General features: G+C 60.0%; 19 protein-coding genes and 1 pseudogene. 13 read left to right on the top strand and 7 right to left on the bottom strand.

The window, feature by feature from the left end; all coding sequences use genetic code 11:
* The first annotated feature begins 313 nt into the window (after positions 1–313).
* Positions 314–682, top strand: coding sequence for an Hpt domain-containing protein (locus tag G3A56_RS04165; protein ID WP_082184181.1), 369 nt, complete (start codon positions 314–316; stop codon positions 680–682).
* 129 nt (positions 683–811) lie between these two features.
* Entirely contained in the window at positions 812–1,132 is a 321-nt protein-coding gene (locus G3A56_RS04160; protein WP_003496292.1) for a 2Fe-2S iron-sulfur cluster-binding protein, read from the top strand.
* A 308-nt stretch (positions 1,133–1,440) separates the two neighbouring features.
* Here G3A56_RS04160 and G3A56_RS04155 read toward each other — a convergent pair whose 3' ends face one another.
* Positions 1,441–2,067 carry a DUF922 domain-containing Zn-dependent protease gene (locus G3A56_RS04155; protein ID WP_082184182.1) on the bottom strand — a complete coding sequence of 209 codons (627 nt, stop codon included), beginning with the start codon at positions 2,065–2,067 and terminating at the stop codon, positions 1,441–1,443.
* 104 nt (positions 2,068–2,171) lie between these two features.
* On the opposite strand from G3A56_RS04155, the gene folP reads away from it, so the two are divergent.
* The 3 genes from folP (at position 2,172) to folK (ending at position 3,993) form a co-directional block, all read left to right on the top strand.
* Positions 2,172–3,032, top strand: coding sequence for a dihydropteroate synthase (folP, locus tag G3A56_RS04150; RefSeq protein WP_164056183.1), 861 nt, complete (start codon positions 2,172–2,174; stop codon positions 3,030–3,032).
* 75 nt (positions 3,033–3,107) lie between these two features.
* On the top strand, positions 3,108–3,473 hold the full coding sequence (gene folB / locus G3A56_RS04145; protein WP_003496285.1) for a dihydroneopterin aldolase: 366 nt from the start codon (positions 3,108–3,110) through the stop codon (positions 3,471–3,473).
* Positions 3,474–3,477: 4 nt separating this feature from the next.
* Positions 3,478–3,993, top strand: a complete 516-nt coding sequence (gene folK, locus G3A56_RS04140; protein WP_175414389.1) for a 2-amino-4-hydroxy-6-hydroxymethyldihydropteridine diphosphokinase — start codon at positions 3,478–3,480, stop codon at positions 3,991–3,993.
* A 15-nt stretch (positions 3,994–4,008) separates the two neighbouring features.
* On the opposite strand, the gene G3A56_RS04135 is transcribed toward folK, so the two are convergent.
* The 4 genes from G3A56_RS04135 to G3A56_RS04120 all read right to left on the bottom strand — a co-directional run bounded on the left by G3A56_RS04135 (position 4,009) and on the right by G3A56_RS04120 (position 7,858).
* The gene (locus tag G3A56_RS04135) at positions 4,009–4,569 is read right to left on the bottom strand and encodes a hypothetical protein (RefSeq protein ID WP_003496282.1); all 561 of its coding nucleotides are present in this window, start codon (positions 4,567–4,569) and stop codon (positions 4,009–4,011) included.
* 129 nt (positions 4,570–4,698) lie between these two features.
* The gene (locus G3A56_RS04130) at positions 4,699–5,778 is read right to left on the bottom strand and encodes a YcjF family protein (RefSeq protein ID WP_082184184.1); all 1,080 of its coding nucleotides are present in this window, start codon (positions 5,776–5,778) and stop codon (positions 4,699–4,701) included.
* Positions 5,775–7,253, bottom strand: coding sequence for a YcjX family GTP-binding protein (locus G3A56_RS04125; RefSeq protein ID WP_082184185.1), 1,479 nt, complete (start codon positions 7,251–7,253; stop codon positions 5,775–5,777). Before G3A56_RS04125 ends, G3A56_RS04130 begins: the two co-directional genes overlap by 4 nt.
* A 128-nt stretch (positions 7,254–7,381) precedes the next feature.
* A complete protein-coding gene (locus G3A56_RS04120; protein WP_051032443.1) occupies positions 7,382–7,858 on the bottom strand; it encodes a SixA phosphatase family protein in 477 nt (158 codons plus the stop codon).
* Positions 7,859–8,162: 304 nt separating this feature from the next.
* Here G3A56_RS04120 and dksA point away from each other — a divergent pair, with 304 nt between their 5' ends.
* Entirely contained in the window at positions 8,163–8,582 is a 420-nt protein-coding gene (gene dksA, locus G3A56_RS04115; protein WP_003496274.1) for an RNA polymerase-binding protein DksA, read from the top strand.
* Between the two features lie 119 nt (positions 8,583–8,701).
* Here dksA and G3A56_RS04110 read toward each other — a convergent pair whose 3' ends face one another.
* Positions 8,702–9,937: a flagellar biosynthetic protein FliO gene (locus G3A56_RS04110; protein ID WP_164056181.1), complete on the bottom strand. Its 1,236-nt coding sequence runs from the start codon at positions 9,935–9,937 to the stop codon at positions 8,702–8,704.
* Positions 9,938–10,606: 669 nt separating this feature from the next.
* Here G3A56_RS04110 and cckA point away from each other — a divergent pair.
* The 6 genes from cckA to G3A56_RS04080 all read left to right on the top strand — a co-directional run bounded on the left by cckA (position 10,607) and on the right by G3A56_RS04080 (position 18,547).
* Positions 10,607–13,189 (top strand): cell cycle histidine kinase CckA, encoded by a 2,583-nt coding sequence (gene cckA / locus G3A56_RS04105; RefSeq protein ID WP_003496270.1) that lies wholly within the window; start codon positions 10,607–10,609, stop codon positions 13,187–13,189.
* Positions 13,190–13,479: 290 nt separating this feature from the next.
* On the top strand, positions 13,480–13,833 hold the full coding sequence (clpS, locus tag G3A56_RS04100; RefSeq protein WP_035242552.1) for an ATP-dependent Clp protease adapter ClpS: 354 nt from the start codon (positions 13,480–13,482) through the stop codon (positions 13,831–13,833).
* A 10-nt stretch (positions 13,834–13,843) separates the two neighbouring features.
* On the top strand, positions 13,844–16,360 hold the full coding sequence (gene clpA / locus G3A56_RS04095) for an ATP-dependent Clp protease ATP-binding subunit ClpA (RefSeq protein ID WP_082184186.1): 2,517 nt from the start codon (positions 13,844–13,846) through the stop codon (positions 16,358–16,360).
* A gap of 69 nt (positions 16,361–16,429) precedes the next feature.
* Entirely contained in the window at positions 16,430–17,188 is a 759-nt protein-coding gene (locus tag G3A56_RS04090; RefSeq protein ID WP_003496261.1) for an AzlC family ABC transporter permease, read from the top strand.
* Entirely contained in the window at positions 17,185–17,529 is a 345-nt protein-coding gene (locus G3A56_RS04085) for an AzlD domain-containing protein (protein ID WP_003496258.1), read from the top strand. The genes G3A56_RS04090 and G3A56_RS04085 overlap by 4 nt, the downstream gene beginning before the upstream one ends.
* A gap of 67 nt (positions 17,530–17,596) precedes the next feature.
* Positions 17,597–18,547, top strand: a complete 951-nt coding sequence (locus G3A56_RS04080) for a phosphatase PAP2 family protein (RefSeq protein ID WP_164056180.1) — start codon at positions 17,597–17,599, stop codon at positions 18,545–18,547.
* Here the strand turns inward: G3A56_RS04080 and G3A56_RS04075 are convergent.
* Positions 18,535–19,416 (bottom strand): annotated as a pseudogene (locus G3A56_RS04075) (LysR family transcriptional regulator); the annotation flags it as partial. The gene G3A56_RS04080 and the pseudogene G3A56_RS04075 sit on opposite strands and share 13 nt — an antisense overlap.
* 110 nt (positions 19,417–19,526) lie before the next feature.
* Between G3A56_RS04075 and G3A56_RS04070 the strand changes: the two are divergent.
* Positions 19,527–20,378, top strand: coding sequence for an urea carboxylase-associated family protein (locus tag G3A56_RS04070; RefSeq protein WP_082184670.1), 852 nt, complete (start codon positions 19,527–19,529; stop codon positions 20,376–20,378).
* Positions 20,379–20,459: the final 81 nt, after the last annotated feature.

Genomic DNA, 20,459 nt, shown 5'->3' with positions numbered 1-20,459 from the left:
ACATCACTGTGCCGCAATAACAAAGCTTGAGCTCAAGCCTCGCAGGAGCGGCAGTACCGTAGTGACACATTTAGGTGTTCGAAACAATTAATGCGGATTTACGGCAGCGGCGAAGTGTCGGCTTTTTAACAGTTTTTAAACCTGAGTTTCACGCTGAACGCCTTGTTTCGCATAAGTTTAACATAAATTAACCATAGCAGAAGATTTTCGCCAGCGTCACGCCGTAATTTAAGCCGATAGCACCGGCTTCAATGCGTAAATACGACACAGATGTGACACGAAACAGGAAACGGCGAGACAAGGAATTTCAGCCATGGCAGCGGTCAGTATTGCTTTCGAAGCTCCGGATAATTGCGGCGGCGCGCCGCTCGCCACGAAGAAGCCGATCGATTTCGATCATCTCGCCCGCCAGACCATGGGCGACAAGGATCTGGAAATCGAGGTGCTGCAACTGTTCAGCCGCAATGCCCGCGCCGCCCTGCATGAAATCGCCGACGCCGACGACAAGACTGTCAGGGCGACTGCCCACCGTCTGAAGGGGGCAGCACAGGCTGTCGGTGCCTCCGCCGTGGCCACAGCCGCCGCATCTGTGGAGGATGCTGGCAAGGACAGCGCGGCGATCGCAAAGCTCGCCGCAGCCATCGTGGAAGCGGAAAACTTCATACTCAAGCTCTGCCGCTGAGGCGGAGTCGATCAATTTTGCGGTTTTGTGAGGCCGGTTGCGCCTGGCGCCCTTGAAGCGGGTTGCCAAGCCGAACCGGCCTTTCTATGTGTTTAGAACAGTTCTTAGATCACATTTTGGATTTCCGGCATGACAAAACTGACCATCGTTGCCTTTGACGGCACGCCCCATGAACTCGACGTGAGCAACGGTTCCACCGTCATGGAGAATGCCGTGCGCAACTCCATTCCCGGCATCGATGCGGAATGCGGCGGCGCCTGTGCGTGCGCGACCTGTCATGTCTATGTGGACGATGCATGGGCGGAGCGCGTCGGCGGGCCCGAACCGATGGAAGAGGACATGCTGGATTTCGCCTTCGATGTGCGCCCGACCTCGCGTCTTTCCTGTCAGATCAAGATGAGCGACGAGTTTGACGGCCTTGTCGTTCACGTTCCCGAGCGCCAGGGCTGAAAACCCTCGGCATTGCCTGACGCAGAAAAAGCCCCGCTCACCTGGTAGCGGGGAGCGGGGCGAGGCGGGTACGCAGCATGCAGGCGAGGGAGGAAACACCTGCGAGCCCTCAAGTGCGCACCGGGAGAACCGGAGACGGTTAAAACGCCCGACCCGCTGCGGGCAGCGACCGTTCCAAACCGTATGAGCAAGCTACAATGAGTCTCGGCGACCGCACCATGACGAGAATTCACGGGTGAGATCGGACATGACGTTACGTCATGTCCGTTGCGTCCGGTGGGTTTGGATAGGGGAGGACGAGAGGCGGATCAGCGGCGATTCTGGCCCTGTTCGAGCCGGTTTTTCAAAAGCCGCGTCATGCGGGCATCGAAATTTTTCGATTCCACCACATCAAAGCGCATCTGGTCCCTGTCGTGCTCATCCATCACCGTCTGGGTGATCTTGCCGACCATTTCCTGCAGCGTCTCGCAGTTTTTCTGCGGGCGAAGCGCCGTCAACTGCCTTTCGAGCGTGCGGGCATGGGTGCGGGCGATTTCCGCGTGGCGTTCCTCGTGGCGCTTGATATCGGCAAGCAGCGTGTCCCAGATGAAGGCCAGCTCCGCCGTGGTGCGGCGGCGATTTTTCCATTGCGGCAAAAGGATGCGGGTGTTCAGAACCACTTTCGCCGTTCCCACGCTGCAAAGCCCGTTCTTCTCGACATAGGTGAGTTCGCCGCCGAATTTGATTTCCGTCGCACCGGGATGCCGCGCGCCGGTATTGCGGGTGAGCGGACCGTGTTTCGAAAGCTGCTGATCGAGGTCGGCTGCGGTTTTGCCGCTGATCGAAAAATACGAATAGGTCTTGCGAACGATGGTTTCGGAAAAAGCCGATCCGGGCAGGGAAATGGCCAATGCGGCCGCGACAGCGGCGCAAAGAGCACGTGATGATTTGGTCATGACCCGGCCTTCCGGTTGAACTTGAAAAACGTTTGCTGCATAGGCGGAGCGGAACTTATAAGAATTGGCATAACACTCCGTTATTCCCGAAAGGCGCGTGTTACGTGATAACAGCCGGCAGCAATGTGTGGCAAGCGGCCCATGGTCGCTCCCTGAAACTTGATGGGCGTGGCCGTATTATGGCCATCGTCAACGCGACACCCGATTCCTTTTCCGACGGCGGCCGTTATCTCGCCCTCGATGCGGCCTTTTCCCATGCGTTGAGCTGCGTGGAGGAGGGCGCTGACATCATCGATATAGGCGGGGAATCCACCCGGCCGGGTGCGGCCGCAGTAACGGAAGGCGAGGAGCAGGACCGGGTGCTGCCCGTCATCGAGAAGCTTCGCCGCGAGACGGATGTTCTGATTTCCGTCGACACCTACCGCGCATCGACCGCAAGGCGCGCGATCGAAGCGGGCGCACATATCGTCAACGATGTCTTCGGCCTGCAGAAGGACGCGGAGATGGCGGGCGTGATCGCTGCCGCGCGTGCGGGCGTCTGCATCATGCATACCGGCCGCGACAGGCAGAAGCTTGCCGACGTTATCGAGGACCAGTTCGAATTCCTCAATCACTCGCTGGAAATCGCCGGCGACGCTGGTATTGCCCGCGACGCCGTCGTCCTCGATCCCGGTTTCGGTTTCGCCAAGGACGAGGGGGAAAATGTTGCGCTGATGGCGCGCTTTGGCGAATTGGCGGCTTTCGGCCTCCCGGTTCTCGCCGGCACGTCGCGCAAGCGTTTCATCGGGTCGCTGACGGGCAGGGATGCGGCCCCGGAACGCGATATCGGAACAGCAGCGACAACGGCGATCCTCAGACTGGCGGGTGCTTCGATTTTTCGGGTGCACAATGTCGCCGCGACACGCGATGCGCTGGCAATCGCCGATGCGGTTCTTGCCAAAGCCTCGGCAAAGGCCGATGCCTAGATCAACAGTACCGGAACGCCATACGCCGAAAAGCGCGGCGTCCCGGCAAAACACCCCTGCCATGGAGGCGATGCGATGAGCCGCTACACCATCATTCTGAAAAACTGTTCTTTTTTCGCCCGTCATGGCCTTCTCGAGCAGGAGGAGGTGCTGGGCCAGCGCTTTTTCGTCGATGCCGAGATGGAGGTCGAAGCGGGTGACGCTCTGGAAACCGACGATATCGAAAATACCGTCGATTACGGCGTGGCCTTCGCCGTCATCGAGAAAATCGTCGTCGGCCAGCGCCGTTATCTGATCGAAGCTCTGGCCAATGACATCTGCAAGGCTCTGCGCGAGCGTTATCCGCAAATCGTCTGGTTGCGGATAACGGTGCGCAAACCCTCCGCGCCCGTTCCCGGCATTCTGGATTATGCACAGGTGAGCGTTGAACACCGTGCCTGACAGAATGACGATCGCCGCATTGGGCCTGGGCGGCAATATCGGCGATCCCGCTGTCGCTATGGCGAGAGCCCTTGGCGAACTGGATGCGCATGGCGACTGCCGCGTGCTGGCCGTCTCCGGGCTTTACCGCACGCCGCCCTGGGGCAAGACGGACCAGGCGGATTTCTTCAATTGCTGTGCGCTGGTCGAAACCTCGCTTTCAGCACCGGCGCTGCTGCAATTATGCCTCGACATCGAAAGGGGCATGAAGCGGGTGAGGACGGAACGCTGGGGTCCTCGCACCATCGATATCGATGTGCTGACCTATGGCGATGAAACTATCGTTACGGAAAGCATCGAAGTGCCACATCCGCGCATGACGGAACGTGCTTTCGTGCTGATGCCGCTCGCCGATATCGCGCCCGATCTCGAGGTCAAGGACAAGCCCGTGCGGGAATGGCTGCGGCAGGCGGACAAGACCGGAATAGTCCGCGCAAACGAAAAACGGGAGTGGTGGACACTCCCGCTCGGTGATGGGTAATGGGCCCCGGTGCTCTTACGGCTTGATCGAGCCGACGGCCATCTGGTCGATGTCGCGTGCCAGCGTCACGCCGATCACCGGGATCATCTGGTCTGCGACCTTGACCGAAATGGTGATGTTCATCGAATTGTCGCTTGAGACGCGGGCGACCATCGCGCCGTTGAGCTTGGCGCGGTTGATACCGACGACGACCTTGTCGCCGCTGACCTGTCCGGAGGTGATGTCGAGACCCTTGCCGGTGGCGCCATCGAGGAACTTGCCCTCGTAAGAGTTGCCCTTCTGGCTGATGACCGCGGACATGGGTTGGCTGAAAACGCCGACGCGGCAGGTGCCGCCGAGCTTGATGCCGGTCTGCTTGTCGTCGAGCGGTTCGCCAGTCAGGTCGCAGGTGAATTTGGTGCCCTTGTATTTGCCGGCGACGATTTCGCCCGGGCCTTTCCAGCTTCCGGCAACGGAGCGGAAAAATACGTCGTCGCGATCGCGCGATGCGGCATGGACGTCAGACATGCCGAAGCCGGCGCTGACGGACAATATGGCGGCAAGTCCGCCCACAAGCGAAAAGAAGCGCGAATACATGATACTTTCCCCGGCGAAGAAGCCTGTTCGATAGGCTGCAATCTACCGGCGGAATGGTTAATGCTTGGTTTATTTCGACCTGATTTGCGGCTTCATCCGTAACCTTTTGATCCGCATATGCCCTTTGGATCAGGCTTTTCCACCGGTTTTTCCGCCACCCAGATCGGGCGTCAGGTCGGACATGAAGTCGCCTATTCCGGGTCGCTTCACCGCCCTGAACGGCAGCGGACGGCAAAGATCCATCGCCGCTATGCCGATTCGCGCCGTCATCAGGCCATTGATGACGCCTTCGCCCAGACGGGCGGAGAGTTTCGAGGCAAGACCATGGCCGAGAACCTGCTGCGCAAGCCCGTCACCGACGGCGATCGAACCCGTGACGGCGAGATGGGCGACCACGTCCCGCAACAGCCGCAGCATGCCGAGCGTACCCGGGCGGCCGCCATAGAGTTCCGCCATGGCGCGTACCAGCCTTGTTACCTCGAACAGCACATAGGCGAGATCGACCACCGCGCGCGGGCTGACCGCGGTGACGACGGAGACGCGTTTGGAGGAGTTGAGGATCAGCGCGCGCGCCTGCCGGTCGAGCGGCACCAGCAATTCGCGTTCGGCAAGATCGATCAGATGCGGACCGTCGATCACATCGTTTTCGGTATCCTTCAGCGCAGCACGCCCCTTTGCGGTCTCGGCACGGTGTGACAGGACCGCATTGAGGCGGGTGATGATGGCGCGCGCGGGCTTGGGGCTCTTGTCCAGGCTCGCCGTCTCGGCATCCGCCTTCAGGGATTGCACGGCGTTCAGCCGCATGATGCCGAAGACCTCCCGTCCGACGAGAACGAGGACCGCAAAAAGCGCAACGAGGAGGGCGATGCTTGCCGTGTAACCCAGCCAGTCGGAGCGGGAGAAAAGATTGCGGATAAGCTGATCCGCCCAAAGGCCGAAGGCGAGCGAAAACAGAACGCCGATTGCCCCGAGAGCAAGCTTGCCGAAGGAAAAGCGGCTCTTTTTCGGCGTCGCCACCGGCAGGGCGGCGGCATCGATCTCCTCCGGTGCCAGAAAGGGGTCATCCTCGTCGGGCGTCAGTGAAATCTCGGCGTCGAAGCTGCGTGGCGCATGTTTCTGCGCAACGGACGGGCGTGCCGTCTCTTCCGTTTCGAGTGTGAAAGCCGCCGGACGGCGTGCCTGCGGATCGTTTGGTGTGGGAGCCTTCATGCGAGCTTGTCTCCAAACAGGAACTGCATGGCGCGGTCGAGCCTTATATGGGGAACGGAAAGCCTGATGCCACCGCTGCCCGGTTCGTCGATATTGGGCGGGCGGAAACGCACGACATTGACGTCGGGAAGCGTCGCCTTGTCGCCATCCCTGTCGATGCTGCGAAAAAGCGGCTCGGGATCCTCCGGCAGGTCGCCGGGAAAGATCGCCGTCTTGCGATTGCCGTCGAAGGTCTCGCCATTAATTGTCTCACCGGCCATTGGCGTGCCAACGATGACCGGAAGGTCGTGACCATCCTGCCGCACGGTCGCTTCCCGCGTGGCGCGCACGGAAGCCAGCGCCATGACCTCGATGCCGGCGCCGTTCATGCCGATTGTAGTGATGGCGCGGTCCACCAGCCGGCGGGTCAACCGCTCCAGCCGGTCATGGCTCTCGTGATGCAGATGGTCGGCCTTGGTGGCGGCAATCAGCACCTTGTCGATGCGCCGGCCGATGAGAGAGGACAGGAGGCTGTTGGTGCCGGGGCGGAAACAGGCGAGAACATCGCCCAGCGCCCGTTCCAGATCCTGCACGGCCTCCGGGCCGCGATTGACCGCCTGAAGCGTGTCGATGAGCACGATCTGCCGGTCGAGACGGGCGAAATGCTCGCGGAAGAAGGGTTTCACCACGATAGACTTATAGGCGTCGTAGCGCCGCTCCATCATGGCGCGCAGCGATCCTTTGGGCGCTTTCTCATCCGTCAGGCCGGGCAGGGGTGCGAAAGTCAGCGCCGGCGATCCTTCCAGGTCTCCCGGCATCAGCAGGCGGCCCGGCGGCAGCGTGGAGAGCGATCTTTCGTCGGACTTGCAGGCCTTCAGATAGGCGGCAAAACTTTCGGCGAGACGTCGCGCCGTCATCTCGTCGGCGGGTGCGTTGATGTCGAGCGAGGAGGCGATTGCCAGCCATTCCTGCGCGAGCTCCGCACGGACGCCGTTTTGCGCCAGCGCCACTGTGCTGTCGCTGAAGCCCTTGTAATCCTGCGACAGGAGCGGCAGGTCGAGCAGCCATTCGCCGGGATAGTCGACGATATCGATGGAAAGCTTGCCGGCGGAAAACCAACGGCCCCAGCCGCTGGCGCTCTGGTAATCCAGCGTGATGCGCAGCTCCGAGATCGCCCGCGTCGAATCAGGCCAGAGTCGGTCGCGCACCAGCGCCTGAATATGATCCTCATATTGAAAACGGGGAATGGCATCGTCCGGCTGCGGCTCCAGCCGCACATTCGAGACGCGCCCGGACCGCATGGCTTCAAACAGCGGCAGGCGGCCGCCGTTCAGAAGATTATGGACGAGGGAGGAAATGAAAACCGTCTTGCCCGCCCGCGAAAGGCCGGTAACGCCAAGCCGCAATGTCGGGTTGGTGAGGGTGCTCGCACGATCGGCCAGATTGTCGAACGCGATGAGCGCACTGTCCGTCAGGGACGTAAGAGAAGGCGGCAATGGCAGTTTCCCTGCTGTGTTTCACGGTCACGGCTGCAATATAGGATGGCGCGGCTGCCCAAAAAAGAAGCGAGCCGGCGGATTTTCCACGACATCCCTTTAAGCCCCCCAGTCGTTCGCAGCAGCTGCTATTTGCCCGGCGAGAGGAAATCGACGAGCCGCCAGCGATTCTTGCCATTGCCGGCGCTGTCGTCGTGATCGAGCACGGCAAGCCCCGATGTGGGAAAACCGGAAGGCAGGGCGGCGTGCAGCAAATCCTCGCCGATCATCGCCTCAAGCGTCGCCTCCATCGTGGGATTGTGCCCGACCAGCATCACGGACTGCACATCCGTTTGCGCGGCGATGAGGGAGAGATAGGTTTCGCTGCGCGCATTGTACATCTCATCGATATAGGCGATGTCGATGCCCTCGTTGAAGGCCCGCTGCCAGGCTTGCGTGGTCTGCCGGCAGCGAGCGGCCGTGGAGGACAGGAGCACGTCTGGACGGTAGTGCCGGTCGGCGGAAAGGTCGGCGATAATCTCCGCCTCGGCGAAACCCGCCTCGTTCAATCCTCGGTCGAAATCGCGCTCTCCCGGTGCCGCCCAGGCGGCTTTGGCGTGGCGCAGAAGATAAACTCGCTTCAGGGGAGAATCTGTCAAGGGCGGGGACCGGCGTTCGAAACTCTGGAGGCACGGTCCGAATGCTACAGGATAGGCTCACGGGACCGCAAGTCCTCTTTCCTGTTAGCAAGTCGCGTCTAAGTGATCGAAGAAGAGATCGCTTCCACGCCAATAAAGGATAAAAATTAGTCATTTAGATGATTTTTATGTCAGTTTTAAAAATGCCTGAAAACTGATCTGTAGACTTGAACCGGCCTATATCATTGGAGTATACACCGCCGCATTGAGATGTTCTTCGAGGAGAATCGCGTTGAGTGAGAAGATCGATCTTAGCAAATATGTACTCTCGGAAGACGACGAGTTCATGAATGCCAGCCAGCGTGCCTACTTCCGCGCGAAGCTGGTCGCCTGGAAAAACGACATCCTTAGAGAAGCGCGCGAGACCCTCGGACATCTCGCTGAAGAAAGCGCCAACCACCCCGATCTCGCCGATCGGGCTTCTTCAGAAACAGACAGGGCGATCGAACTTCGCGCCCGGGACCGCCAGCGCAAGCTGATCTCAAAGATCGACGCGGCCCTTCAGCGGATCGAAGACGGCACCTACGGTTACTGTGAGGAAACGGGTGAGCCTATCGGCCTCAAGCGTCTTGACGCCCGCCCGATAGCGACCCTGTCCATCGAGGCACAGGAACGTCACGAGCGTCGCGAAAAAGTCTATCGCGACGAATAGGACGGAGCGTTGTCCGGTCGCCACGGTGAACCGGTCAGCCAATGGGATGCGAATGAGTAAGGGCACGGAATTGCTTCCGTGCCCTTTTTTCTGCGTTGAAATCACATCTGCCGAGAGTGTCAGCGGTCGCGAGTGACTGAAAGCTCGCCAAAGATACGCGCCATTTCCTTCTGCATGTCACCATCCGGAGTGGTGCCGGTAACCGGCGGCGAGACGGGCTGGGTCTTCGGCTGCTGTTCCGGGGCGACTGCAATTTCCGGTTCTTTCTCCGCATCCTTGCTCTTGGCGATCTCCGCCTCGAGAAAGCTTTCGAAATCGCTGGCAAGGTCATCGGAAAATTTGGGCTCGGCGTCAGAGGCGGTGACGGCTGGGTTTTCAGGCTTGGGCGGGAAGGGCGCCGGTGGCGTATTCTCTCCCGGTTTCAGCCCGGGAAGAACGCGCTCTCGCGCAGCGTCGAGAAAATCAGCGGCGGTCGATTGGTCGATAGCAGGTTCCCGAGCGGCAAAAACCGGCGGCGCAAGCACCGTCGGACGCTCCTCTGGCGCCTTCGCCTGCGCGACAACAGGCGGTGCAACCGGGGCCGGGGCAGGCACGAAAGGCTCAGCTTTTCGCTGTTCGGTTCGTTCTGCGGCCATATCCAGCGAGGCGGCGGCAATTGGCAAAACGGCGGCTGCCGGTGCGGCCACGGAGACCGGCGGCGGCACGGGGCGGGCGATCTCCCTCTCGGGCACGGCCTGCCTTACCGGCGGCGCAGGCTCACGTGCAACTGAAGGTGTTGCGGGAACCGGTTGCGGCGGGGCCAAGGGGCGCGGCGGCGGGGGCGTGGGCGATGCCGCGGCAGGCGCGGGGCGAGGCGCCGGGGCAGGCTGTTCAGGCCGTTGCGCCTGCCTTATGGGTTCTTCCGTTACGGAAGCGGGTGCAACAGCCGACACAGGCTGCTGTTGAGGCAAGGCGGGGCGGCGTTCCTGCGGGATTGACGGCTCGGCTCTTTTCTGTTCGTTTTCCTGGCGTGGCAGCGTCTTTAATTCCGGCTCCTGAACATCCCTGACGATCGGGATTGCGCCGATACCGCTTTCGATGACGATGTCAGTCGGGCCGCCGATCATCACCAGATGTTCGACATTGTCGCGACGCACCAGCACGAGACGGCGGCGCGCATCCACAGCCGTCGCATCGAGAACCTGCAGGCGCGGCTGCCGATTGCGTCCACCGCGGATAAAGGGGGCCGAGCCGCTGCGCCTGCGCAAAAGCCACAGGGCGATCGCCAGAACAAGCAGCGCCACACCCACACCGACAACAGCGACGATGAGATTGTTTCCATAGGTGCCGATAAAATCATCCATCATGGAGATCATCCCTTCAGATTTTTTCGAGCAATTAATATTGCCGTGGTTCTTATAGTGTGAACGTTAAGCAGGAAAAGACGATTTTTTTGGGCGCGATACAAGGTTTATTCATCTCGCCCCACAGGATCGCCGCATCATCCAGACAGACGCCACCAAAGTGCCATATGTTGTCCTTCAATGCTGAGGGACAATGAAGGTTGCAATTCTTCAGCCGGAGGAGCCATCAAAAATGTCCGGGAAGCTACCCATCACTACGCTTCTTGTACGAGGTTTCATTTTTGTTGTTTTCGCCTGGCTGCCGGTCTTTGCATTCCCACATCTGGCTGCAATGGCAGATGACAACGCGTCAGAAAACGCTGCAAGCATGACGGAGTTCGTAAGAGACAATCCATCCTGCATCGAGTTCACGGACGGGTGCTCGGTTTGTACGGTCACAGAGGGCAATATTGTCTGCTCCGCACCGCGCATTCAATGTCAGGTGAAGCCACTGACATGCACTCGGCAATAGGCGTTGAGACTTTTACGTCTTTTGAGCCGTTTCTCTGTGCGTTTTTAAGCCTTTGTGTCCCAGCGGAGCTTTTTGATGGCCAAGCGAGTTGCTACAAGAAATTCTGCTGCCCGATTCCGTCTGGGAAACGTGGCTGACCGAATGACGACCTGCAGGACTGCGAGGCCAAGATGACACGGGTGCGCGAGACAAGCGACAACGACCTTCCGCTGGTGGACAGGCGTGCCCGTTCCGGCACGGTTTTGCGCATCCTGCTTCTGGCGCTGGTGCTGATCGCAGCGGCGGCCGCTTTCGTCTATTTCAAGGATTCGCTCGAAAACGAAATCGTGCTCGGCATTCTCGGCGTGCTGGCGATGATGGGCATCTTCTTTCTGGTCTCGTCGATCATCGGTTTCATCGAGGTCATGCCGCAGTCGCAATCGGACGGGCTTGCCCGCCGTTTCCTGTCGGCCCACCCGGAAGGCACGCTGATTACCGATGCCAAGGGGCATATGGTCTATGCCAACGCCACCTATTGCCGCATGAGCGGCACCACCAAGGCGAGCGATATCCAGAGCCTCGAGACGCTCCTGTCACGCAGCCGGGAATCCACCGAAGCGCTTTATCGCCTCATCAATGTTCTGCGTGAAGGCCGCGACGGTTACGAGGAATTCCGGCTGCTGAAACCGCTTGGAGATGTCGCAGGTGCGGGACCGCACTGGTACCGGCTCAAAGGCCGCGTGCTGAAGGATGCGAGCGGCGAGGGCCTGCATGTTTTCCAGATCGCCGATATCACCCCCGAGCGGGAAGATCAGGAGCGATTTTTCCGCGAATTGCAGAACGCCATCGACTATCTCGACCATGCGCCGGCCGGTTTCTTCTCCGCCGGCCGCAAGGGCGAAATCGTCTATCTGAACGCCACCCTGTCCGAATGGCTCGGCATCGATCTGGCGCAATTCTCCCCAGGTTCGATGACGGTTTCCGATATTGTCGCAGGCGAAGGCATGGCGCTGATCGAATCGGTCCATCCTCAGGGCTCGGCAAAGCGCACGGAAATCCTTGATCTCGACATGCGCAGGGTCAACGGCCAGAGCATGCCGGCCCGCCTCGTGCATCAGGTTACTGCAAAGGACGGTGCGCCGGGCGAGAGCCGGACCATCGTCCTGATGCGTCCGAAGGGGCAGGAGGATACCGAATCGTCCTCGGCCATGCGCTTCACGCGTTTCTTCAACAACACGCCGATGGCGATTGCCTCGCTCGACGGCGAAGGTCGCATTCTGCGCATCAACGCGCCCTTCCTCAAGCTGTTCTCCGGCGTCGTCGGACGTGACGATATTGATCGCGGGATAGCACTCGAAACCATCATTCACGACAATGAGAAGCCGCGTCTGGAGCAGGCGCTGGCCGAAGCCAAGGACCGTCAGGGCGACATCGCCCCGTTCGATTCCCGCCATCCGAGCGACGAGGGCCGGCATTTCCGTTTCTACGTCAACGCCGTCATTGATCAGGATGACGAGGCGCCGGAAGAAGTGGCGATCGTTTATGCCATAGAGGTGACCGAGCAGAAGGCACTCGAAACCCAGATGGCGCAGACGCAGAAGATGAATGCCGTCGGCACGCTGGCGGGCGGTATCGCCCACGACTTCAACAACGTGCTGACCGCCATCCTGCTGTCGTCCGACCATCTGCTTCTGCAGGCGCGGCCGGCCGATCCAAGCTTTGCCGACCTCATGGAGATCAAGCGCAACGCCAACCGCGCCGCGGTGCTGGTGCGACAGCTTCTCGCTTTCTCGCGCAAGCAGACCATGCGTCCGGCAATCCTCAATCTGACCGATGTGATCGGTGATCTGCGGATGCTGGTAGACCGGCTGATCTCCGGCACCAATGTCAAGCTGGAAGTGGATTACGGCCGCGATCTCTGGCCGGTGAAGACCGACCTGTCGCAATTCGAGCAGGTGCTCATCAATCTTTGCGTCAATGCGCGCGACGCCATGCCGGAAGGCGGCAAGATCACCGTCCGGACGCGAAACGTCGAGGCGAAGGAAATCGCCGCGCTTGGCCGACCCGAATTCCCGGCGGAAGACATGGTCATGATCGAAGTCGCCGACAACGGCACCGGCATTCCGCCTGAGATCATGGACAAGATCTTCGAGCCCTTCTTCACGACGAAGGAAGTCGGCAAGGGCACCGGTCTGGGTCTGTCGATGGTCTATGGCATCGTCAAGCAGTCGGGTGGCTATATCTACCCCGAATCGGAAGTGGGCAAAGGCACCGCATTCCGCATCTACCTGCCGCGCCATGTGGTAGAAGTCGTTGCCGGCCAGCAAACCGGTCAGGCGGCGCTCACGCCAGTGGCAGCCCCTGAGCCTGTGAAGGAAGAGCCGCTCGATCTGACCGGCAATTCCGCCGTCGTCCTTCTGGTGGAAGACGAGGAGGCGGTGCGGCGCGGCGGCAAGCGCATGCTTGAGACTCGCGGTTACACCGTGCACGAGGCGGGATCCGGCACCGAGGCGCTGGAGGTGATGGAAGAGCTGGAAGGCAAGGTCGACATCGTCGTATCCGATGTGGTGATGCCGGAAATGGACGGTCCCTCGCTCCTGAGGGAGCTGCGCAAATCCTATCCCGACCTGAAATTCATCTTCGTTTCGGGTTATGCCGAGGACGCCTTTGCAAAGAACCTGCCGGCGGACGCCAAGTTCGGCTTCCTGCCGAAGCCCTTCTCTCTGAAGCAGCTGGCGATCGCCGTTCGCGAAATGCTCGACGAAAAGGAATGACGGCAGCCTGCAGGGCGATGGGGCATGGGCTCGTCGTCGCTGCCGGTTGCCGCACGCCTTTTCGTCAGGTCTGAAAAACGCGCCGATACGCCTGTTTCGCATCCGCGCTACCCATACCTGCCGCTACATCGCACTTTTCCAGCGGTTTGCCTCTTCGCAAACGCAATAGTGATTGCACCGTTTCGCAAGGGGCTTAAAATCGCATCTTAACGACCTAGATATGAAGAGGCGAAGTTCTCCCTCCTGGCAAAGAACTGTCGGTTTGAGAACGGTTTGGAGAATGATGAAAGATGATCGCTAGGCCGATCTACATGCAGGGCGAGGGCGAAGGGGAAGATGGCGGTACGAACCGCGGAACTTCCGTTATTACCCGCGTCAAGCCGAAGACGAAAAGACCGAATTTGTACCGTGTTCTTTTACTGAATGACGACTACACTCCCATGGAGTTCGTCATCCATATTCTGGAGCGTTTTTTCCAGAAGGATCGCGAAGCGGCGACCCGCATCATGCTGCATGTGCACCAGCACGGCGTAGGAGAATGCGGGGTGTTTACATATGAGGTCGCAGAGACGAAAGTAAGCCAGGTCATGGATTTCGCCCGACAGCACCAGCATCCGCTGCAATGCGTCATGGAAAAGAAATGAGGATCGCAACGTGCCAACTTTTTCCCCAAGTCTCGAGAAGGCGCTGCACCAGGCACTGACCTTTGCAAATGAGCGTCATCACGAATATGCGACGCTTGAACATCTCCTTCTGGCGCTGATCGACGACGCGGATGCCGCCGCCGTGATGGGCGCTTGCAATGTCGATCTCGATGCGCTGCGCAAGACCGTCAGCGATTACGTCGACAACGAACTGACCAACCTCGTCACCGGTTACGACGAGGATTCCAAGCCCACATCCGGTTTCCAGCGGGTTATTCAGCGGGCTGTCATTCATGTACAATCGTCCGGCCGCGAGGAAGTGACTGGCGCGAACGTGCTTGTGGCCATTTTCGCCGAGCGCGAAAGCCATGCCGCCTATTTCCTGCAGGAGCAGGAGATGACCCGTTACGATGCGGTCAACTACATCTCCCACGGTATCGGCAAGCGTCCGGGCACGTCGCAGACGCGCACGCCGCGCGGCGCCGATGAGCCCGAAAGCGAAAGCAAGGCGAGCCGCAGCAATCCCGAGGAAGAGGGATCTTCCTCCAAAAAGCAGCAGGATGCGCTGAAGGCCTATTGCGTCAACCTCAACGACAAGGCGAGGAACGGCAAGATCGACCCGCTGATCGGCCGCCACGAGGAGGTCAACCGCACCATCCAGATCCTCTGCCGTCGCTCCAAGAACAACCCGCTTTATGTGGGTGACCCCGGCGTGGGCAAGACCGCCATCGCCGAAGGCCTCGCCAAGCGCATCGTCGAAGGCAAGGTGCCGGAGGCTCTCGCCAACGACACGATCTTCTCGCTCGACATGGGCACGCTGCTGGCCGGAACCCGTTATCGCGGTGATTTCGAGGAGCGTCTGAAGCAGGTCGTCAAGGAACTCGAGGAGTTTCCGGGCGCGGTTCTGTTCATCGACGAAATCCACACCGTCATCGGTGCGGGTGCCACCTCCGGCGGCGCGATGGATGCATCGAACCTCTTGAAGCCGGCGCTGTCTTCGGGCGCGATCCGCTGCATCGGTTCGACCACCTACAAGGAGTACCGCCAGTTCTTCGAAAAGGACCGCGCACTCGTGCGTCGTTTCCAGAAGATCGACGTCAATGAGCCTTCCATTGATGATGCGATCGCGATCATGAAGGGGCTGAAGCCTTATTTCGAGGATTATCATCACCTCAGATATTCCAACGAGGCGATCAAGGCTGCCGTCGAACTGTCGGCCCGCTACATTTCCGACCGCAAGCTGCCGGACAAGGCCATCGACGTGATCGATGAGACCGGTGCGGCGCAGATGCTGCTGCCGGCGTCCAAGCGCCGCAAGCTGATCACCGAGCGGGAAATCGAGGCGACTATCGCGACGATGGCCCGCATTCCCCCGAAGACGGTTTCCAAGGATGACGAGATGGTTCTCGCCAACCTCGAAAAGGAACTGCGCTCGGTCGTTTACGGTCAGGACATCGCCATCGAGGCGCTTGCCACCGCCATCAAGCTGGCACGCGCCGGCCTGCGCGAACCCAACAAGCCGATCGGCTCCTATGTCTTCTCCGGCCCGACGGGCGTGGGCAAGACGGAAGTGGCCAAGCAGCTTGCCGCCTCGCTCGGTGTCGAGATGCTGCGTTTCGACATGTCGGAATATATGGAACGCCATACCGTGTCGCGCCTGCTCGGCGCACCTCCCGGTTATGTCGGCTTCGATCAGGGCGGTCTGCTGACCGACGGCGTCGACCAGCATCCGCATTCCGTGGTGCTGCTGGACGAGATCGAGAAGGCGCATCCGGATATCTACAACATCCTGTTGCAGGTGATGGACCACGGCTCGCTGACCGACCATAACGGCAAGAAGATCGACTTCCGCAACGTCATCCTCATCATGACGACCAATGCGGGTGCTTCCGAAATGGCGAAATCCGCCATCGGTTTCGGTTCTTCGCGCCGCACGGGTGAGGATGAAGAGGCGATCAATCGTCTGTTCACGCCGGAATTCCGCAACCGTCTGGATGCGATCATTCCGTTCTCGCCGCTGCCGACCGCCGTCATCCACAAGGTGGTGCAGAAGTTCGTCATGCAGCTCGAGACCCAGCTGTCCGAACGCAACGTCACCTTCGATCTGCACGAGGATGCGATCTCTTGGCTGGCGGAAAAGGGTTACGACGAAAAGATGGGCGCTCGCCCGCTGTCGCGCGTCATCCAGGAAAACATCAAGAAGCCGCTCGCCAACGAAATCCTCTTCGGCAAGCTCAAGAAGGGCGGTGTCGTCAGCGTCACCGTCGGCAAGAAGGACGATGGCTCCGACGGCCTCATACTCGACGTTCTGCCCGAGACTGCGCCCGTGAAGCCGAAGCCGGAGGCGGAGCTCAAGGCCGCAAAGTCGCCGGGCAAGGCTTCGAAGGGCAAGGCGAAACCTGCCTCGAAGGCTGCCAAGGCCAATGAGGAGGCGGATGTTCTGGTTGCCGAGGCGGACAAGGCTGACGAAGAGAACAAGCCGCGCCGCAAGGCCAATACGGTGCCGAAAGTGCCGAAGAAGAAATGATCGCGGTCTTTCGATCGATAAACCGATGCCGGGCGAAAGCCCGGCATTTTCATGTATAGTGGATCAGCAATGCAGACTGCCGACAGCGATGCCATCCCCCTGCGTGGCTGGTTTTTCAGGGGAATGCGGGGCATATTTTCGTTACCCTCGCTCATTCTCATGACATCCTTTGTCGGTTTCAGCGCCTTCGCGCTGGAATCGGGCGTGGCACGCGGCGAAGCGGTGTTCATGACGCTGACGATCTGGGCCCTGCCGGCCAAGATGATCCTGATCGGCTCCATGGTCGGCGGCGCCAATCTCGCCGCCTGTTTTCTGGCGGTGACGCTGTCATCGGTGCGGATGATGCCGATGGTCGCCTCCATCGTTCCGGAAATGCGCGGCGCGAAGACGCCGACATGGATATTGCTGTTTCTTTCTCATTTCGTTGCGATCACGGCCTGGGTCTTCGCCACGCAGAATCTCTCGAAAGTGCCGCGTGAGGCGCGCGCTGCCTGGTTTGCCGGTTTCGGCATCACGCTTACCGTCGTCAACGCCGTCATCGTCGGTCTTTGTTACGGCGTCGTTGCTGCCTTTCCGCCACTAGTCGCAGGCGTCCTGTTCTTCCTCACGCCCGTTTATTTCGTGGCGTCGATCTGGGCGTCAGCCCGCCATTCCGTCGTCAAGGTCGCCTTTGTCATCGGCGTGATCGCAGGTCCGGTCTTTGCGGTGATCGCACCCGAATTCGACATTCTCTATGCCGGCATCGGCGGCGGGACCGCGGCCTATCTGATAGATCGATTTGTCTTCCGACGCAGGATCAAACCCGTCTCACCGGAGAGCGAGCCATGATGACCGAAAACTGGTGGGCGCCCTATCTCTTCATCGCCATTGCCGGCTGGCTGGCGACCGATCTCTGGCGCTGGCTCGGCGTTCTCGCCGGTAACCGGCTGAAGGAAGATTCCGAGGCGCTTCACTGGGTGAGGGCGGTGGCCACCGCACTCGTCATGGCCGTTACCGCCAAGCTGATCGTATTCCCGACGGGATCGCTCGAAGCGTCACCGCTATGGCTGCGCATCGGAGCGGCGACGCTCGGTTTCATCGCATTCCTGTTGGCCGGCCAGCGCGTCATCGTCGGCGTGGCCGTGCCGATCCTGCTTCTGGCCGGCGGATTATTCGCGCTTGGTTTTTAATACTCCCCTTATCCGAATATTAAGCCCGTTGCCGTAATGTGCCGCTGACTAAACAGGGGCCAATTCCATGCGGCTATTTGCGGCAGAACGTTTTGTACTTGGCGTGGTCGCCACATTATTCCTCGTGGATGCGGCACTGATCGCTGTCAAAGGCATCAGGGTAGACTACGTCGGGTATTTTATATGCAGCCTGGCGGGAGCGGGCGTTTTCCTCCTCGGTCAATTCTATCGTAAGAGCGGACGTGATCTTCGCATCGCTGCCGCCCTCATTTCAGGCGGACTGTTCATCCTGTTTACGCTTGTCGCGTCCGTTTTTAACTACATGTTTCTGCCTGTCGCTTTTCCGACGATTGATCATGTGCTCTTCCGCGTGGATGCGGCCTTCGGTTATAGCTGGGCGGGTATCGTCCTGTGGGCTGCGACGCACCCATGGGTCGGAACAATCCTGTTCATGGTCTATGCGACATCGCTTCCGCAGCTTCTGGTGGTCGTGATCACGCTCGGTTTTACCGGCAAGGAGCGGATGCTGCACCATTTCCTCGTCACGGGAGTGCTGGGCGCCTGTGCAAGCATCGTTTTCTGGATATTCTTCCCGACATTCGGACCTTCTGCCTATGTGCAGGTGCCGCAATGGGTATCTCAGACTATCCCTCTGGCCGTCGGGAATATCTACGGGCAGGAGTTGGTCCGCCTTACAACTGAGGGCGTGGTCTATTTGTCGCCCAAAGACGTGCTGGGGCTGATCGGATTTCCGTCATTTCACATCTTCATGGCGGCAATGTCAGTCTGGTTCGTGCCGCGTCACTGGGCGGTGATGGCGGTGATCCTGCCGATCAACCTCTTGATGCCGCTGGCCGTTCTCGTCCAGGGCGGACATCACCTTTCGGATGTTTTCGGTGGTCTTGTTGCTTTTGTCATCGTCTGTGCCGTCTCAGGCCGCCTGCTCAAGTGGCTTGCGTCAAGGGAACGGGCAGGGGATGCGGCAACCTCTCCTGCTCGGATCGTCGCAGCGGAATAATCGCCGCGAGTTTCGCTCGCGCGGGCTTCCGTAATAAGCCAGTCCGACAGGATGCGGGCCGAAGCTGTCATTTCTTCCGCCTCGATCAGCCAGTAATATTTGTCCGAATCGGCTGCCCGATCGAAGAGCACCGTCAATTGACCTTCGGCGATTTCGCCGTGAAGAAGTGCGGTCGGGCAAAGGCCGATACCCTGTCCATCCTTAAGCGCCGTCACCAGAAGATTGAAATCCGCAAAGATGGGGCCAGCACGCTTTGGCAGGGATAGGCCCTCAATTGCCAGCCACTCCCGCCACGCTATCTCGCTATCGTCATGCAGTAATTCTGCCCGCAGCAGGCTCGAGACGTCATCGAAGGGCCCGGATGTCGCGACGTAGGCAGGCGCGCATGTCGGATGTGTCTCGGCGCTGAAGAGCGCCACGGCTTTCTGCGCAGGGGCTGGGCCGTGTATGATACTGAGATCGGCTTGCGTTGCGTTATCCCTGCCGGAATAGCTGATCGAAACCTGTATGTCGGGATGCAGTGCCCGGAAGCGGGGAAGGCGCGGTGTCAGAAAATGCGCCACCACCGAAGGCAGGCTTGCGAGGTGGACGGTCATGCGGTCGCGGCCCTGGCTGATCCGCTGCGCGCCGGCGGCGATCTGCCGCAAACTATCCGAGACGGTAATGCCGAATTCACGGCCAGCCGGGGTGAGCCTGACGCCTCTTGCATGGCGCTCAAAAAGGGGCACACCCAGCCACGCCTCCAGATTGCGCACATGCTGGCTGACGGCAGTCGCCGTCATGCCGAGTTCGACCGCTGCCAAAGAAAAGCTTGTTCTTCTGGCGGCGGCTTCAAAAGCGCGAAGGGTGGCGAGTGGTGGCAGTTTCATGATCCGCAAGGGTAAGTAAGACTTGGTCTGAGCGCAAGAAAAACCCATCTTGTCAGTTGGGCATTCATGCCGCAATTTCGCGCCGACATCTACATCGCTCCGAGGATTTCATGACCCCTATGCCTGCCGCCGAGCCCGTTGACGCCGCCGCGCGCCGCGCTGTCCGCCCCGTTGTCGTTTATCCGAACGGCACACTTCAGACACCTGACCTTGCGCTTCTGGAGAAGGCAAAGGGACATATGAAGAAGATCGACGAGGTCATCGTGCCGCCGCGTGACGGCCGCAGCTTCAACGTGCCGAAGGGGCACTTCTTCCGCATCGTCAGCATCGATGGGCCGCAGGTGGGGGATCTGAACCTCTGGAACGCCCATGATCTGACGGAACGCTTTTTCAGCGGCAAGACCCGCGCCCTGCATGCCACCCATGTCTGCGTCGGCAACCGGCTGTGGAGCAACCTGCCGTCCCTGCGGCCGATGGCGACCATCACCCATGATACGCTCTCATGGTATGGCTGGGACGAGGATGGTGGCGGCGTGCATGACGTGATCGGCACCCGTTGCGATCCCTATACCAACAGGCTTCTGAGCGGTGGCGATTACCACCATTGCTGCCATTCAAACCTCACCAATGCGCTGGCCTCGGCCAAGGGCCTGTCATTCGGCGAGGCGGAACCGCATGTGCATGACGTGCTGAATGTCTTCATGTGCACGGGTTTCACCCACGACACGCATCAATATTTCATGAAGGCGAGCCCCGTGCGGCCGGGCGACTATCTGGAACTTTTCGCGGAAATCGATCTCATCGGCGCGCTCTCAGCCTGCCCGGGCGGCGATTGCGGTTCCAGCCATTCCAGCGATGCGGTCCCGTGCTATCCCCTGAAGGTGGAGATATTCCGACCGGATATGGCGGCGCTTGAAGGCTGGCCTTGGCCGGAACGGAATGCGTATCGTCCTTTGGAATGATGATAAACACCTCTGTCGTCCTGCCGGACTAGATCCGGCATCCAGCCACAGCGCGTCTGCGCCGTGAAAGGATTCTTTCGC

It is taken from the genome of Rhizobium oryzihabitans (assembly GCF_010669145.1).
Lineage (GTDB): Bacteria > Pseudomonadota > Alphaproteobacteria > Rhizobiales > Rhizobiaceae > Agrobacterium > Agrobacterium oryzihabitans.
This window is presented reverse-complemented; position numbering and strand designations above follow the sequence as displayed.

Excerpts from the sequence above, each read along its gene's own strand:
- cckA (WP_003496270.1), top strand. The coding sequence starts at position 10,607 with ATGACACGGGTGCGCGAGACAAGCGACAACGACCTTCCGCTGGTGGAC.
- G3A56_RS04155 (WP_082184182.1), bottom strand. The coding sequence starts at position 2,067 with ATGACCAAATCATCACGTGCTCTTTGCGCCGCTGTCGCGGCCGCATTG.
- clpS (WP_035242552.1), top strand. The coding sequence starts at position 13,480 with ATGATCGCTAGGCCGATCTACATGCAGGGCGAGGGCGAAGGGGAAGAT.
- G3A56_RS04085 (WP_003496258.1), top strand. The coding sequence starts at position 17,185 with ATGATGACCGAAAACTGGTGGGCGCCCTATCTCTTCATCGCCATTGCC.
- G3A56_RS04165 (WP_082184181.1), top strand. The coding sequence starts at position 314 with ATGGCAGCGGTCAGTATTGCTTTCGAAGCTCCGGATAATTGCGGCGGC.
- G3A56_RS04130 (WP_082184184.1), bottom strand. The coding sequence starts at position 5,778 with ATGAAGGCTCCCACACCAAACGATCCGCAGGCACGCCGTCCGGCGGCT.
- G3A56_RS04070 (WP_082184670.1), top strand. The coding sequence starts at position 19,527 with ATGACCCCTATGCCTGCCGCCGAGCCCGTTGACGCCGCCGCGCGCCGC.
- folK (WP_175414389.1), top strand. The coding sequence starts at position 3,478 with ATGACGATCGCCGCATTGGGCCTGGGCGGCAATATCGGCGATCCCGCT.
- G3A56_RS04090 (WP_003496261.1), top strand. The coding sequence starts at position 16,430 with ATGCAGACTGCCGACAGCGATGCCATCCCCCTGCGTGGCTGGTTTTTC.
- G3A56_RS04135 (WP_003496282.1), bottom strand. The coding sequence starts at position 4,569 with ATGTATTCGCGCTTCTTTTCGCTTGTGGGCGGACTTGCCGCCATATTG.
- folB (WP_003496285.1), top strand. The coding sequence starts at position 3,108 with ATGAGCCGCTACACCATCATTCTGAAAAACTGTTCTTTTTTCGCCCGT.
- G3A56_RS04160 (WP_003496292.1), top strand. The coding sequence starts at position 812 with ATGACAAAACTGACCATCGTTGCCTTTGACGGCACGCCCCATGAACTC.
- G3A56_RS04080 (WP_164056180.1), top strand. The coding sequence starts at position 17,597 with ATGCGGCTATTTGCGGCAGAACGTTTTGTACTTGGCGTGGTCGCCACA.
- G3A56_RS04110 (WP_164056181.1), bottom strand. The coding sequence starts at position 9,937 with ATGATCTCCATGATGGATGATTTTATCGGCACCTATGGAAACAATCTC.